This window comes from Stenotrophomonas sp. ASS1, from assembly GCF_004346925.1.
Lineage (GTDB): Bacteria > Pseudomonadota > Gammaproteobacteria > Xanthomonadales > Xanthomonadaceae > Stenotrophomonas > Stenotrophomonas maltophilia_A.
In genome coordinates this window covers 1,517,994-1,533,108 of record NZ_CP031167.1, presented here as the reverse complement: position 1 = coordinate 1,533,108, position 15,115 = coordinate 1,517,994, and the positions used below count along the sequence as shown (strand labels likewise).

15 protein-coding genes and 1 tRNA gene are annotated in these 15,115 nt (G+C 68.5%); 3 read left to right on the top strand and 13 right to left on the bottom strand.

Annotated elements, in window-relative coordinates:
* Window positions 1-15: 15 nt before the first annotated feature.
* The 11 genes from uvrC to MG068_RS07045 form a co-directional block, all read right to left on the bottom strand.
* Window positions 16-1,860, bottom strand: a complete 1,845-nt coding sequence (gene uvrC, locus MG068_RS07095) for an excinuclease ABC subunit UvrC (protein ID WP_132809760.1) — start codon at window positions 1,858-1,860, stop codon at window positions 16-18.
* Window positions 1,857-3,269 (bottom strand): hypothetical protein, encoded by a 1,413-nt coding sequence (locus MG068_RS07090; RefSeq protein WP_132809759.1) that lies wholly within the window; start codon window positions 3,267-3,269, stop codon window positions 1,857-1,859. Before MG068_RS07090 ends, uvrC begins: the two co-directional genes overlap by 4 nt.
* On the bottom strand, window positions 3,266-3,754 hold the full coding sequence (locus MG068_RS07085; RefSeq protein WP_132809758.1) for a low molecular weight protein-tyrosine-phosphatase: 489 nt from the start codon (window positions 3,752-3,754) through the stop codon (window positions 3,266-3,268). Before MG068_RS07085 ends, MG068_RS07090 begins: the two co-directional genes overlap by 4 nt.
* Window positions 3,751-4,524 (bottom strand): 3-deoxy-manno-octulosonate cytidylyltransferase, encoded by a 774-nt coding sequence (kdsB, locus tag MG068_RS07080; protein WP_132809757.1) that lies wholly within the window; start codon window positions 4,522-4,524, stop codon window positions 3,751-3,753. Before kdsB ends, MG068_RS07085 begins: the two co-directional genes overlap by 4 nt.
* A gap of 74 nt (window positions 4,525-4,598) precedes the next feature.
* Complete coding sequence (lpxK, locus tag MG068_RS07075; RefSeq protein WP_132809756.1) at window positions 4,599-5,618, bottom strand: tetraacyldisaccharide 4'-kinase; 1,020 nt, start codon at window positions 5,616-5,618, stop codon at window positions 4,599-4,601.
* The gene (msbA, locus tag MG068_RS07070) at window positions 5,618-7,366 is read right to left on the bottom strand and encodes a lipid A export permease/ATP-binding protein MsbA (protein WP_032128904.1); all 1,749 of its coding nucleotides are present in this window, start codon (window positions 7,364-7,366) and stop codon (window positions 5,618-5,620) included. The genes lpxK and msbA overlap by 1 nt, the downstream gene beginning before the upstream one ends.
* Entirely contained in the window at window positions 7,363-7,785 is a 423-nt protein-coding gene (locus MG068_RS07065; protein WP_032128903.1) for an ExbD/TolR family protein, read from the bottom strand. The genes msbA and MG068_RS07065 overlap by 4 nt, the downstream gene beginning before the upstream one ends.
* Before the next feature lie 3 nt (window positions 7,786-7,788).
* A complete protein-coding gene (locus tag MG068_RS07060) occupies window positions 7,789-8,451 on the bottom strand; it encodes a MotA/TolQ/ExbB proton channel family protein (protein ID WP_019337175.1) in 663 nt (220 codons plus the stop codon).
* Between the two features lie 3 nt (window positions 8,452-8,454).
* Window positions 8,455-10,854: a DNA internalization-related competence protein ComEC/Rec2 gene (locus MG068_RS07055; protein WP_132809755.1), complete on the bottom strand. Its 2,400-nt coding sequence runs from the start codon at window positions 10,852-10,854 to the stop codon at window positions 8,455-8,457.
* Between the two features lie 59 nt (window positions 10,855-10,913).
* A complete protein-coding gene (locus MG068_RS07050; RefSeq protein ID WP_049399928.1) occupies window positions 10,914-12,266 on the bottom strand; it encodes a sensor histidine kinase in 1,353 nt (450 codons plus the stop codon).
* 1 nt (window position 12,267) lies between these two features.
* Complete coding sequence (locus tag MG068_RS07045; protein WP_032128900.1) at window positions 12,268-12,939, bottom strand: response regulator transcription factor; 672 nt, start codon at window positions 12,937-12,939, stop codon at window positions 12,268-12,270.
* A 145-nt stretch (window positions 12,940-13,084) separates the two neighbouring features.
* Between MG068_RS07045 and MG068_RS07040 the strand changes: the two genes are divergently transcribed.
* Window positions 13,085-13,852 carry a MipA/OmpV family protein gene (locus MG068_RS07040; protein WP_049412592.1) on the top strand — a complete coding sequence of 256 codons (768 nt, stop codon included), beginning with the start codon at window positions 13,085-13,087 and terminating at the stop codon, window positions 13,850-13,852.
* Window positions 13,853-13,882: 30 nt separating this feature from the next.
* The gene (locus tag MG068_RS07035; protein ID WP_032128898.1) at window positions 13,883-14,167 is read left to right on the top strand and encodes a hypothetical protein; all 285 of its coding nucleotides are present in this window, start codon (window positions 13,883-13,885) and stop codon (window positions 14,165-14,167) included.
* Between the two features lie 44 nt (window positions 14,168-14,211).
* Here MG068_RS07035 and MG068_RS21070 read toward each other — a convergent pair whose 3' ends face one another.
* Window positions 14,212-14,352 (bottom strand): hypothetical protein, encoded by a 141-nt coding sequence (locus MG068_RS21070; RefSeq protein WP_165929929.1) that lies wholly within the window; start codon window positions 14,350-14,352, stop codon window positions 14,212-14,214.
* Between the two features lie 182 nt (window positions 14,353-14,534).
* Here MG068_RS21070 and MG068_RS07030 point away from each other — a divergent pair, with 182 nt between their 5' ends.
* Window positions 14,535-14,867 (top strand): hypothetical protein, encoded by a 333-nt coding sequence (locus MG068_RS07030; protein WP_125893534.1) that lies wholly within the window; start codon window positions 14,535-14,537, stop codon window positions 14,865-14,867.
* Window positions 14,868-14,965: 98 nt separating this feature from the next.
* Here MG068_RS07030 and MG068_RS07025 read toward each other — a convergent pair.
* Window positions 14,966-15,040 (bottom strand) — tRNA-Val (locus tag MG068_RS07025).
* Window positions 15,041-15,115 lie beyond the last annotated feature (75 nt).

Here is a 15,115-nt window from a genome sequence, read left to right as displayed (position 1 = left end):
TGCGTGCTTCTCTCTCTACTCGGCCGCATCAGGCGTGGCCAACCCGTGCAGGTTAGCGTAGATACGTGCCGCGAGGGCGTCATTGATACCTTCCACCTTGGCGATTTCCGCTTCGCCAGCGGCTTTCAGGCCCACCAGGCCGCCGAAATGCTTGAGCAGGCTGGCGCGGCGGCGCGGCCCGATACCAGGGATGTCCTCCAGCTTGCTGGTCATCCGCGCCTTCTGGCGGCGGCCGCGGTGGCCGGTGATGGCGAAGCGGTGCGCCTCATCGCGCACCTGCTGGATGAACTGCAGCGCCGGATTGGCTGCGCCCGGGCGCAGCTCGCGGCCATCGGGCATCACCAGCGCTTCGTGGCCGGCGCGGCGTTCCACGCCCTTGGCCACGCCCACCAGCAGCACGCCTTCCACGCCCAGGTCGGCCAGCGCGGCCTGGGCCTGGGCCAACTGGCCGGCGCCGCCGTCGATCAGCAGCACGTCCGGCAGCACGCCCTGCTCTTCCACCGCACGGCGGAAACGGCGGTCGATGGCCTGGCGCATGGCGGCGTAGTCGTCGCCCGGCTCGATGCCGCTGATGTTGAAGCGGCGGTACTGCGCGCGCACCGGACCGGCGGCGTCGAACACCACGCATGAGGCCACGGTGGCCTCACCCATGGTGTGGCTGATATCGAAACATTCAACACGCTTGACCGGCTCGGCCAGGCCCAGCATGTCGCGCAATGCATCGCTGCGCGCGTGCTGCGCGTTGCGGCTGTTGAGTTCGGTCGCCAGGGTCAGCTGCGCGTTGCGGCTGGCCAGTTCCACATAGCCGGCGCGTTCGCCACGCACGTTCCACTTCAGCTGCACCTTGCGCTCGGCCGAGGCTGACAGCGCGGCGACCAGCAGGTCGGCGTCGGGAATCTCGCGGTCCAGCAGGATCTCACGCGGCGGCTCGAATTCGATGTAGTACTGCGAGACGAACGCGGCCAGCACTTCCTCCGGGCTCTCCTCGCCATTGGTACGCGGGAAGAACGGGCGGGTACCGAGGTTGCGGCCATCGCGGAAGGCCAGCAGCAGCACGCAGGCCTGCGAACCCTGCATGGCCACCGCCAGCACGTCCAGATCTGCAGCGCGCCCATCCACGTACTGGCGGGTCTGCATGCTGCGCAGTGAAGAAATCAGGTCGCGCAGGCGCGCGGCCTGCTCGAACTCCAGTGCCTCGCTGGCCGCCTGCATCTGCTCGCCCAGTTCGCGGGTCAGCTCGTCGCTCTTGCCTTCCAGGAACAGTGCGGCGCGACGCACCGACTCGGCGTAGTCCGGCGCCGGCACCAGCTCCACGCAGGGCGCGCTGCAACGGCCGATCTGGTACTGCAGGCACGGCCGCGAGCGGTTGCGGAACACGCTGTCCTCGCAGCTGCGCAGCTTGAACAGCTTGTGCATCAGGTTCAGCGTTTCGCGCACGGCGGTAACGCCGGGATACGGCCCGAAGTAGCGGCCGGGAATGGCGCGCGGACCGCGATGCAGCGCGATGCGCGGCCAGTCCTCGCGGGTCAGGAGCACATGCGGATAGGTCTTGTCGTCGCGCAGCGAGACGTTGTAGCGCGGCGACAGTGATTTGATCAGCTGGTTTTCCAGCAGCAACGCCTCGGCTTCCGAGCGCGTCACGGTCACGTCCATGCGCGTGATCTGCGAGATCATCGACATGATCCGCGCGTTCTTCGGGCTGCCGTTGAAATAGCTGCCGACACGGTTGCGCAGCGCGCGCGCCTTGCCCACGTACAGCAACGTGTCGTCGGCGGCGTACATGCGGTACACGCCAGGGGCGGTACTGAGCTGGGCCGCGAAGGCCTTGCCGTCGAAGGCCGGGGCGGGAACGTCGGTCATTCGCTGATCGGGACTTCGCTGAGCACGCCGCTGTCCGGGTCGAATCGCAGCACGGCATGGGCGTCGGTCTCGGCGATCCACACCGCACCGGCCCCCACCGCCAGGCCGGCGGGACCATGCAGGCGGCGCGGCAGCGGCTGGGTGGACAGTTCACCGCCGCCCAGGCGCAGCGTGCGCAGGCGACCGTTGCCGGTATCGGCAATCCACAACAGCGGCGCATCCGGACTCAGCGCGATGGCCTGTGGGAACTGCAGGCTGGCGTCCGAACGCGGACCGTCTTCGCAGCCGAAGCGCCACGGCCCCTGCCCGACCAAGGTCTGCACCAGATCGCCGCGCAACTGCAGCGCGCGGATCGAGGAACCCAGCGCATCGGCCACGTACAGCACCTGCTGCACCACGGCCAACGCGGTGGGTTGGGCGAAGGCGGCCAGATGCCCGCTGCCATCGCGCTCGTCGATGGAACCACTGCCCGCGCGCCATTGCAGGCTGCGCTGGCCCAGGTGGTAGCTCCAGATGCGGTTGTCGCCGGCCATGGCGATCTGCAGCTGGTTGTCGGCGATGGCCAGGCCGACAGGATGGTCCAGCGCAACCTGCCGCGCCTGCGCGACCGGGCCTTCCATCGGTGCACCGGGACGGCCGTTGCCGCACAGGGTATCGACGATCCCGGTCAGCAGGTTGATGCGGCGCACCGCGTGGTTGCCGGTGTCGGCGACGTACAGCGAATCGCGCTCCAGCACCAGCGACTGCGGGCGGTGGAACGCGGCTTCGGCGAGGTTGCCGTCCATGAAATCGGCGGTGCCCAGCCCGAACTGGCGCAGGATGCGGCCACCGTGGCTGCATTCGAGGATGCGGTGATGGCCGCTGTCGGCGATGTACAGGCGTTCGGTGCTGACCGCCAGGCCCAGCGGGAAGCGCAGCGCTTGGCGGGGTTCCGGGTGCAGTTCGCTGCCGCCACGCGGCGGCGCCGACGGTGCGCCTTCGCACAGCGCGTTCAAGGCACGCTCCAGCTCACCGGGTGCCCCCTGCCCGACCAGCCGTTGCTGTTCGCGGCCCTGCGCATTCAGCAGCACCAGGGTCGGCCAGGCGGTGATGCCGAAGCGGCGCCAGCCATCCCAGTCGGCATCAAGCAGCACCGGCATCGTCAGCCCCTGACGGCGCAGCAGCTTCAGTGCGGCACCGGCCTCGCGTTCGAAATCGAAGCGAGGCACCTGCAGCACCAGCGGTTGCAGCTTGCCGGGGTGGCGCGACAGCCATTGGCCGAACTCGGCCAGGCGTTGCGCGCTCCAGGCGGAAGCCGCGTTGACGAACAACAGCGCCACCGGCCGACCGCGCAGTTCGGTCAGGGTGCAGGGGGTGGCATTGAGCCAGGTGGCGAACTCGGGCAGGTCCGGGACGGGCTGGACGTTCATGGCCCGATTATGCCGGAGTCGGCGTCATGCAACAGTCGTGCCACGGCACGTTTTGCAGCATCGTCGACCAATGTCCAGACCTGTTCGAAATGCTCACTGCCGCCGGTGTACGGGTCCGGGATCGCCCGCCTTCCCTGCCCGCCGGTCCACGGCAGGTACAACGCCAAGCGTTCGCGCTGGGCGGGTGTGGCCAGGCGACCCGCATCGCGCAGATTGGCCTCATCGGCACACAGGATCCAGTCAAAACGGTCGAAATCCGCGACCTGCAGCTGGCGCGCGCGCAGGCCGCCGATGTCCACGCCATGCCCGGCCGCGCAGGCGATCGCTCGCCGGTCCGGTGGCTCGCCCACATGCCAGTCGCCGGTGCCGGCCGAATCGACCTGCACCCGACCAGCCAGCGGCGAGGCGTCCAGGCGCGCGCGCAGCGCACCTTCGGCCATCGGCGAACGGCAGATGTTGCCGAGGCAGACGACCAGCAGCTTCATCGGGCAGCCAGCGTCTGCAGCAGTGCTTCGGCGCGTTCCAGGTCCTCGGGCGTGTCGATGCCCGGCGGGAACGGTTCGGGCGAGATCGCCACGCTGATCGGGAAACCCGCTTCCAGCACGCGCAGCTGTTCCAGCGATTCGATCTGCTCCAGCTGGCCCGGCGGCATCGCCGCGAACTGCTGCAGGAAACCGGCGCGATAGCCGTAGATGCCGATGTGGCGCAGCCAGTTGTGACCGGCCGGCAGCGTGTCACGGCTGCGTGCAAAGCCATCGCGGTGCCAGGCGATCGGGGCGCGGCTGAAGTACATCGCCTCGTTGCGCACGTTGCGCACCAGCTTCACCACGTTCGGGTCGAACAGGGTATGCGCGTCTTCGGCGGTCGTGGCGAGGGTCGACATCGGCGCATTGCCTTCAACGAGTGCCTGGGCCACCGCGCGGATACCCGCCGCCGGTGCGAACGGCTCGTCGCCCTGCAGGTTGACCACGACGGTGTCATCGGCCCAGCCGGCGATGCGCGCGCACTCGGCCAGGCGGTCGGTACCGGAGGCATGCGAGGTGGCGGTCATCGCCACCTTCACTTCGGCCAGACCGGACAGTGCGTCGGCAATGCGTTGATCGTCGGTAGCGACCCAGACCTCGCCGGCACCGGCCTGCAGCGCGCGACGCGCCACGTGCAGCACCAGCGGCTCACCGCCCAGCGGGCGCAGCGGCTTGCCCGGCAGCCGCGAGGCGGCATAGCGGGCCGGGATGGCGACGACGAATTCGGTCATGGGGCGGTACTCGGCAGGCTCGTTACAACGGGAATGCGGCCGGCGGCGCATGAATGCAAGCGCCGCCGCGCCACTCAGTTCGGTCGCAGCTTGTCCAGGCGGTCGGTCAGCGCCACCCAGAATGCGGCAGGCAGCTCGGCGCGCAGCGGGACCGCGTAGTACCAGTCATTGCCGAACGCGCGGCATTTCACCGCGTCCTTTTCGGTCATCAGCACCGGCAGCTGGCTGCCAAAGGACAGGTCCTGCGGCTGATAGGCCTGATGGTCAGCGAAGGCGTGCGGCACGACGCCGATGCCACGCGCGCGCAGCATGTCGAAGAAGCGCTGCGGGTGGGCGATGCCGGCCACGGCGTGCACGCGCTGGCCCTTGAAATACGACAGCGGACGGGCACGGCCACCGGCCAGCGGTTGTGCGCTGTCGATGTGCAGGGCCATCGGCCACTGGCCGAAGCCGCAGGCCTGTGCTGCAGTCTCCTCATCGGCCTGGCCGAGGTTGACCACGCGGAAATCGCACTCGCTGGCGCGGCTGACCGGCTCACGCAGCGGCCCGGCCGGAATCATCCGGCCATTACCGTAGCGGCGCTGCGCATCGACCACCTCGATCTCGATGTCGCGTGCCAGCCGGTAGTGCTGCAGGCCGTCGTCGCAGACGATCACATCGCAGCCGGCCTCGATCAGCGCCTTGCCGGCTGCAACACGATCACTGTCCACGCGCACCGGCACGCCGGTCTTCCAGACAATCAGCACCGGCTCGTCGCCACCCTTGGCGGTCGGCGTATCGGCCTTTACCCACAGCGGCTTGTCGGCATCTTCGCGGCCGTAGCCACGACTGGCTACGCCCGGCTTCCAACCGGCGGCACGCAGGCGCTCCACCAGCGCGATGGTCAGCGGCGTCTTGCCAGTTCCACCGGCGGTGATGTTGCCAACCACGATGACCGGCACCGGCAGCGTGTAGCGCTTGCGCCAGCCACGCCGATAGGCGCGCCGGCGCAGCGCGGTGACGCCGGCATACAGCGGCGCCAGCAGGCGCATCGCCCACGGAACCGGGGTGCCGTCGTACCAGTACGGCGGGGTCTGGGTACCCTTGCCGGCCATCAGTCCTGCCTTTCGCGGAACTGCATGCTGTGCAGATGCTGGTACAGGCCACCCATGGTGAGCAGCTCTTTGTGGGTACCGCGCTCGACGATGCGACCGTGGTCCATCACCAGCACCTGGTCTGCATGCTCGATGGTCGACAGGCGATGCGCGATGACCAGCGTGGTGCGCTCGGGCATCAATCGCTGCAGCGCGTCCTGCACCAGGCGCTCCGACTCGTTGTCCAGCGCTGCGGTGGCTTCATCGAGGATCAGGATCGGCGCGTCGCGCAGGATCGCACGGGCGATCGCCAGGCGCTGGCGCTGGCCACCGGACAGCAGCGCGCCGTTCTCGCCCACCGGGGTCTGCAGCTGCTGCGGCATGCGTGCGATGAACTCCCAGGCATTCGCGGCTTCAGCTGCCGCTCGGATCTGTTCATCCGTCGCGTCCATGCCATAGGCGATGTTGGCGCCGATGGTGTCGTCGAACAACATGACCTTCTGCCCGACCATCGCCACCTGGCGACGCAGGTCGGCCAGCGGATAGTCGTCCAGTGCCACCCCGTCGAGGGTGATGCGCCCGCCGCTGGGTTCGTAGAAGCGCGGCACCAGCCGGATCAGGCTGGTCTTGCCGCTGCCGGATCGACCAACGATGGCGGTGACCGTACCCGGCTTGGCCACGAAGCTGATGTCGTCCAGGGCGATGCCACTGTCTTCGCGGTAACGCAGCATGACGTGCTCGAAGGCCAGTTCGCCACGCACGCGCTGCACCGTGTTGCGGCCTTCGTCGCGCTCGACCGGCATGTCGAGGATGTCGAACAGGCGCTCGGCGGCGGACACACCGCGGGAGATCGAGGACTGCACGCTGGTCAGGCGGCGCAGCGACGGGATGATCGCCGTCATCGAGATCATCAGGCCCATGAACTGGCCGGCATTGAGGCGCCCTGCCAGTGCTTCACGGGTCGACACCCAGACGATCACCGCCAGCGCCAGCGCGGCCAGGAACTGGACCACGCTGGAGGCACCGGCACGGGTGATTTCCACCTTCATGTTCAGCGCCAGCATGCGGTTGGCCAGGCGCGAGTAGCGCGACATCTCATGCTGCTGGGTGCCGTGCACCTTCACTTCCTGCTGGGCCGCCAGTGACTGCTCGGCGGTCTGCGCCATCGTGCCCATGCCGTCCTGGATACCGCGGCTGATGCGCCGGTAGCGCTTGCCCACGTAAGACACGATCACGCCGATCATCGGCACCACCACCAGCATGGCCACGGTCACCTTGACACTCATCTGCAGCATCACCGCCAGCATGGCGATGATGGTCAGGGTGTCGGCAACCACGGTCTTGAGCGCATCGGCGCTGGCCTGGGTGACCTGCTCGGTATCGAAGTTGAGGCGGCTGACCATCACCGGCGTCGATTCGGTATCGAAATGCGAGGACGGCAGGTGCAGGTACTTGGCCAGCACCTGTTCACGCAGGTCGCGCACCACGCTGCGACCGGTCTTGGCCAGCGCGTAGTCGCTCACCCAGGTGGCGGCGCTGCGCATCAGGAACAGGCCAAGGATGGTCAGCGGCAGGATCACCGCCATTTTCGGTTCGGGATTGACGAAGCCACGGTTGACCAGCGGCTCCATCAGCTTGGTGAAGTGGTAGCCGGCTACCGACTCCACCGCCATGGCGATGACGGCGGCGACCATCATGCCCCAGTAGGCACGGGTGTATCCCAGCAGACGTTTGTAGATCGGCCACACCGGCGCGTGTTTGGAACTCATGGACGCACCTCGGGTGCTGTTGCAATGGCAATACGGCGGAAGCCGAGCTGACCCAGCGCATCCTGCGCGGTCACCACGGCCTGATAGGGCGTGCGGGCATCGGCACGCAACAGCACCGGCTGGGTACGGTCGCTGCCGGCAACGGCCGCGATGGTCTGCTTGACCGACTCGACGTCGCTGCGCAGCACTTCCTGGTCATTGATGAAGTAGCGGCCTTCGGCGTTGATCAGCACGCTCAACGAGCGCGGCGGCTCATTGCTGGGCTGCTGGCTGGCCGTAGGCAGCTCCACCTGGAGTGTCGAGCGCGCATCGAAGGTGGTGGTGACCACGAAGAAGATGATCAGCACCAGGATGACGTCGATCAGTGGCACCAGGTCGATATGCGGCTCATCCTGGGATCGGTCGTTGCCGATACGCATCGATCAGGCCTTCGCCGTGGCCGCGCCGGCCGGGCGCGTGGCAGCGGCAGGGTTCATCACGCCGGGGCGGCCATCCAGCGTATCCAGCAGCGCGCTGGCTTCCTGCTCCATCTCTACCACATAACCGTGGATGCGGCCCTTGAAGTAGCGGTGGAACATCAGTGCTGGAATGGCGACGATCATGCCGGTGGCGGTGCACACCAGCGCCTTGCCGATACCACCGGCCAGCTGGTTCACATCACCCACACCATGGTCGAGGATGCCCAGGAACATCTGGATCATGCCGATCACCGTGCCCAGCAGGCCCAGCAGCGGCCCGGCCGATGCGATGGTGCCCAGCGCGTTGAGGAAACGCTCCATGCGGTGCACCAGGTGGCGGCCGGTGTCTTCGATGCGCTCGCGGATCTGGTCACGCGGACGGTTGCGTGCTTCCAGCGCGGCGGCCAGCAGCGCGCCCAGCGGCGAGTTCGCCCGCAGGGTCTGCAGGTGGGCCGGGTCGAGCTTGCCGCGTGCCGCCCAGTTGCGCACTTCCTGGCCGAGGCCGGGCGGCAGCACTTCAGTACGTCGCAGGGACCAGAAACGCTCCAGGATGATCGCCAAAGCCAGTACGCCCAACAGCAGCAGCGGCACCATCGGCCAGCCACCGGCCTTGACCAGTTCCCACACGTTTCAACCCTCCGGCCCAACGGCCGCTTGTTCGATCGGCGATAGGATAGCAGCCGACCGCGCCCGCCCAGCGGCATCCCACCACCGGGATGCGTGGATGCGCTGTTCACGCAGCTGCAGCCCTTGTGCGCCAAGCCATATGCGGATCGCCCCGGAATCGGCCGTGGCCAGCACCTCGGCCCCTTGCGCCTGCCAGCGCTGGACCACGTCCTGGCGCGGGTGCCCGAAGCGGTTGCGGTGCCCGGCCGAGACCACCGCCAGCCGTGGCGCCACGGCGGCCACCCACGGCGCGCTGGAGCTGCCGCCACTGCCATGGTGCGGCACCAGCACCACATCCGCCTTCAGTGCTGCCGGAGACGCCTGCAGCAGCACCTGCTCGGCCGGGCGGCCGATATCGCCAGGCAGCAGGACCACGCCGTGACGGCTGGCGACGCGCAGCACGCAGCTGTCCTCGTTCTCGGCCTGGCGGCTGCCCGGTGCCGGGTGCAGGACCTGGAAATCAACTCCGTCCCACTGCCACTGCATCCCTTGCTGGCAGGGCGCAGCGCCGGCGATGGTGCTGCCCGGTGGCGCCAGCAGCTGCAGCCCGGGCGGCTGCCTTCGCAGGCTCGGCAGGCTGCCGGTGTGATCAAGATGGTCATGGCTGAGCATCGCCTGCTGGGGCGGCCCCTGTCCGAGCGCGCGCAGGGCCGGGACCAGAATGCGTTCGTTGCCGTCGCCGCCGGTCGGCGGCCCCACGTCGTACCAGAGTGCGTGCCTCGCCGTACGCACCAGCACCGCGGTGCCCTGCCCTACGTCGTGCACCAGCAGCTCCAGTTCGCCTTCAGCCGGTGCATGCCGGGCGGGCCACAGCAGCGGCAGGCACAGCAGCGGGCCTGCCAGGCCACCGCCAGCGCCGCGTGGCAGCAGCCACCAGAACACCCCCGCCAATGCCGCCGGCACCGCCCAGCGCGGTGCCTCGGCCAGCCACCACATCGCCTGCGGGTGCAGCGCCAGTGGCTGCAGGGCCTGCCAGCTGAGCTCGAACAGCCAGGCGGCGGCGCGCCATGCCCAGCGCCCGGCGCCATCATGCAACGCGTGCAGGCCGGTACCCAGCAGCGACAACGGCACCACCAGCAGGGTCCACCACGGAATGATCGGCAGATTGACCAGCGGCCCCAAGCGCGCGGTGCCGCCGAACAGGGCCACGCACAGCGGCAACAGGCCGAGGCTGGCCACGCCCTGGGCGGCCAGAAAGCCACGCAGGCCCCCACCGACGCCGTCCGGCCCGGTTCGTGGCAGGCACCACAGCAGCCACAGCACGCCCCCAAAGCTGAGCCAGAAGCCGGCCGACAGCACCGACAGCGGCGCCGGCAGCAGCATCACCATCGCGGCCAGGGCCAGTCCCTGCCCCGCACCCACCGGGCGACGCCCGGCACGGGCCAGTGCCACCAGCCCGATCATCAGCGCCGCACGCACTGTTGGAAGCGCGCCGCCGGCGGCCACGGCATAGACGGCTGCGGCCAGTGCCGCGCCCCATGCCGCCGCCTGCGGCCGAGGCCAGAACCGTCCCAGCACCGGGCACAGCCACCACGACACGCGGCACAGCAGTACGCCAAAGCCAGCCACCACGCCAACGTGGAAACCGGAAATGGCGACCAGATGGGTCAGGCCCAGCGCGCGCAGGTGTTCCCAGTCGTTGTCGGACAGGCCGCGCGTGTCGCCCAGTGCCAGGGCCTGCACGAACCGCGCGGCAGGATGTGCCACCTGCATTGCGATGGCGTCACTGCTGCGCTCGCGCCAGGCCGGCAGGCCCTGCGCAGGCGCGCGCTCACGCGCAGCGCCGGGGTCGCGCACCGTGCCATTGCCGGAAATACCGCGCAGCAATGCATGGCGTTCGCCGTCGAAGCCGCCAGGATTGATCCGCGAGCGTGGCGCGCGCACGCGCAACGACAACTGCCAATGTGATCCCGCACGAACCGCGTGGCGCCCGCCCTCCGCCTGGTGCGCTGGCGATCCGCGCCACGGGTCGTTCCAGGTGACCTGCAGGCGCTTGCCACGCAGCACTGGCGGCGCATCGGCGTCATCCACGTGCAGTACGAAACGTGTGTAGCCGGCCCCTCTCTGTGGAAGATCGGCCACCCGCCCCCGCACCTGCACATCCTGCGGCGGCACACCGGGTGGAAGCTGGCCGTGCAGGGCCCACTGCCCGTGCACTGTTGCCCATGCCAGGCCGAGCAGGACTGCAGCCCACGCGCGGCCGCGCCAGCGCAGCAGCCAGCCCGCGACGCCGGCAACGGCCATCGGCGCACTCAGCGACAACGGCAGCAGCGCCGGCATCTGCACGCAGACCAGCGCGCCCAGCACCAGGCCGGCGGCGCAGCCGGGGCCAAACAGTGCCGGAGCGGAACGTTCGGGGACCATTCCAGCAGCCTGCCGAGGGACGTGGCAGGTTGCCTATCGGGGATTTCCCCGCGTGGCTGTCAGCGCCGGACGGTGCCGCGATGGAAGTTGACCCGGAAACTGGCGCCACCGCCGGCAGCTTCGCCGACACTGACCGAACCGCCGTGATGCTGCACGATTTCCTTCACCAGATGCAGGCCCAGGCCACTACCGCTACCCGCTGCGCGCAGACGATGGAACGGCTCGAAGATCGCTTCACGGTCGCCCACCGGAATACCGGCGCCCTGGTCGCTGACCTCCAGCAGGCCACGTGCATCCAGGCGCACGCAGATGGTGCCGCGTCCGCCGCCGTGGACGATGGCGTTGTGCACCAGGTTGGCGATCACCCGCCCCAGCGCCAGGCTGTCGCCATGGATCCACACTGGCATCTCGGGTGCATCCACTTCGAAGCCGTAACCGGCCCCCACCACCAGCGGCGCCAGATCGGCGGCCGCTTCGCGCACCAGCAACGCCAGATCCAGCCGCTGCAGTGCGCCGACATTACGATCAAGTCGCTGCAGGTCAAGCAGGTGCTCGGCAACGTTACCGAGCCGCGCAACGTCGGTCAGCAGCTGCGACTTCAGCTCGCCCTGCGGCAACTGCGACAGGCGCGCCTGCACTACTGCAATCGGCACCCGCAGTTCGTGCGCGGCATCGGCGAGGAACTTGTCACGCGCGGCATACCCCTGCTGCACCTTGTCGATCGCGTCGTTGAAGGCTTCCACCAGCGGTGCGACCTCGGTCGACACCAGCTGCGCATCCAGACGCGCCCCCGGCTGGCCGATATCCAGCTCCTTGGCCTGTTGTGCGGAGCGGCGCACGCCGCGCATCGCGCGGTGGATCACGGTCGGCATGACCAGCAGCGTGATCACGATCAGCGGCAGGAAAAACCACAGCCCGATCAGGCGCAGCACCATCAGCGCACCGTCCAGCAACCCGCCCTTCGGCGCCCCACCCACCATCACCGTGATGCGCCGCCCGTCCTCCTTGCGGATCATGACCCGCGCCACGTCCAGGTACGGCGGCACCAGCGAGCCGAGTTCGGTGGCACCCAGCGTCGGCAGGCGCGCGAGCAGCGGGGCGTGGATCGCCGGAATCGTGCCGCGTTCCAGCCAGACACCCTTGTCGTCGACCGCCGCGAACCAGAGGTTGCCCCCGGCCTCGGCGTCGAGCTTGTTCCAGCGCGCCTGGTCCAGCACCAACCGCCCGCCTTCACTGTGCACGGCCTTGGCCACGGCTTCGGCCATGAACATGTCCATGCCCCAGGTGTCCTTGTCGCCCCAGGTCAGGATCAGCGCAACAACGGCGAACAGCACGGTGAAGGCCTGCGCCAGGAACAACCGCCAGGCCAACCCCAGCGTGATGGAACGGATCGGACGTGTCGGACGCGCCATCTCAGGCCTCCGCCAGCAGGTAGCCGACGCCCCGGATCACATGGATTTCAACGCCCGCCCCGGCCTGCTGCAGCGCCTTGCGCAGCTTGGAAATGTGCGCATCGAGCGCATTGGACTGGATCTCATCGTCGAAGCCGTACACCGCGGCCTCCAGTGCCGTGCGGGTGACCGTGCGCCCCTGGCGCATCGCCAGTGCCTGCAGCACCAGCACCTGGCGCCGCGGCAGCGCCAGCGGTTGGCCCTCCACCTGTGCCTGCAGCGATTCGAAGTCGAATTCCAGCCGGCCCAGATGCAGGCTCGGTGTCACCATCGCCGAGGGCCGCCGCGAGACAGCACGGATCCGCGCCATCAGCTCCTCGATCGCCACCGGCTTCACCAGGTAGTCGTCGGCACCGACATCCAGGCCCTCGACCTTGTCCGACAACCTGCCCTTGGCCGTCAGCATGATCACCGCCAGGTTCGGGCGCAGCGCGCGTGCGGTGGCGACGAAAGCCACGCCATCGCCATCGGGCAGCTGACGGTCCAGCAGCATCAGCTGATGCACCGGCTCGCGCAGCGCAACCGCGGCTTCGGCCAGGCTGCCGACCACGTCGGCGACCACGCCCTGCCGCTCCAGGCCCGACTGCAGGGCTCGGGACAGATCGGGATCGTCTTCGACCAGGAGAATGCGCATCAGGGGCTCGGCTACCGGAAACGGTGCCGATCATAGTGCCTGGCGCCAGGTTTGGGCGTCTTCGTGTGCCAGTTGCAAAGGCGCAATGTTCTGACAATGTTGTACCCGCACCATGCACAGCCATCCCCCGCAAAGTGGTTGATCGATGCCGTCGCTGTCCCCGACCCTGCTGCGCCCGTTGCTGTTCTCCGCTGCCATCGGCCTGCCGTTGATCACCCACGCCGCCGACCGGAACCCGGGCGTGCAGGCCGGTATCAGTGCCGGCGCGACCTCGGGGGCGTACGCCCACTACGACGTCAAGCCGCTGGTCGTACCGTCCATTGCCTGGCAGGGCGAGCGCTTCTTCGCCAGCCCGGGCTCGCTGGGCATGTACCTGTACAAGCGCGAGGGCCTGCGCCTGTCGGCGGCAGTCACGCCCTACACGCTGCGCTTCAAGACCGACGACGTGAACGACCCGCAGCTGCGCCGCCTGCACAGCCGGCAGATGTCGGCCATGGCTGGCATCAACGGTGAGTACAGCGCCGACTGGGGCATCGTCGAGGCCAGCGTGATGCGCGAGGTCACCGGGCACGGAGGTGGCATGGAGTCGCGCCTGCACTACAGCTATCCGATCCAGGCCGGTCGCTTCACCTGGGTGCCCAAGGTCGGCGTGGTGCACTCCAGTGCGCGCCTGCTCGACTACTACTACGGCATCACCGACGAAGAAGCGCTGCGCTCGGGACTTGCCGCCTACAACCCGGGCAGCGCGACATCACCGAGCCTGCAGATCGCAGTCAGCACGCCCTTGGGCACGAAGTGGCGCGCGACCGGCGTCGTCGCCAACCAGTGGTTCGGCGATGCAGTAAAGGACAGCCCAATGGCCCGTCGCGGTACGCAGACGTCGGCCTTCGTTTCCCTGATGCGCTCGTTCTGATCGAGCGCCCGCAACGGACAAGGACCCCCCATGGCCTCCGTCTCCCCTGCTGCTGAAGCGCACGCGATCCTGCGTGCCCCCGACCTGGACAGCGCCGAGCGCGTCTACCTGGGGCTGCTGCCCGACCTGGAACACGTGAACGCGCTGACGCGCCGCGCACTGGGCCTTTCGCGTGCTGCCGATGCGGCACGCGGCTACGCGTTGTCGATGACGCTGGTGGGATTGCGCCTGCAGGAACTGGAGATGGGCGAAGCGACCGCAAAGGAACATCGCCAGGCCACGCTGCGCAGCCTGCGCCAGGCCTTCAGCGCCTGAGCGCGGGCCTGCGACGCCGCCGGTGCCGCAGGCAGCGGGAAGACTCAGCGGAACGTGGTCCACGCCAGCACTGCCGCCAGCAGGGCCACCCAGATCACCGCCTTGAAGGTACCCTCCAGCATGTTGCCGCCGAACAGCAGTTCGATGATGGGATTGGGCCGGGAAACCGGAACGTGATCACTCATGCGGCAGCTCCTTGCAGTGACGGCGCGATTGCGCGGTAGACCGGAGTCTACGCCTGCACGGCCCGGATTCATCGCCCCCCGGCCGTCTTTGGCGGTTCAATTCCGGCCTTCGTCGCAGGCCGGCTGCAGCACCCCACATGTCATGCCAGCCTGCGTGCACTTTCCCGCTGGAGCACCGTGCCATGCCGATGCTTGCCCTGATGCTGCTGCTCTCCAGCCTGTTCGGCGCTGGCAACGGGCCCACTGAAGAGGCCCTTCGCAGCCAGATCCTGCTTGCCGAAACCCAGCAGCCGGACGTCGTACGACAGGATTGCGGTTCGCCCTCCCTGCTGCTTTACCGGCTGCGCCAGGACCGGGTCCTGAGGCTGGCCAACCAGCCCCTGCAACACGAACCCGGCGTTGCCCAGCCCACGCGTGGTGCGACGGTTCGCGTCGCCCAGCTCTGGGAGCGCGTGGACGGTCACTGGAAGCTGCAGCGGATGATCAGCGTCGAAGACCTGGTCGTGCAACGCTGACCATGTGGAACCGTGATCGATGCCTGAAACGAGAAAAGCCGGCACAAGGCCGGCTTCCGTCGTGATCCACCGCTGCACCGGCAATGCCGGGAGCCAGGTGGTGGGCGGTACAGGGTTCGAACCTGTGACCCCTACCATGTCAAGGTAGTGCTCTACCGCTGAGCTAACCGCCCATCTTGTTCTTGCCGCCCGAAAGCTGGCCTTGCTACGTAAAAACCCGGCGCCAGGGCCGGGCTTTGCAGTTCACG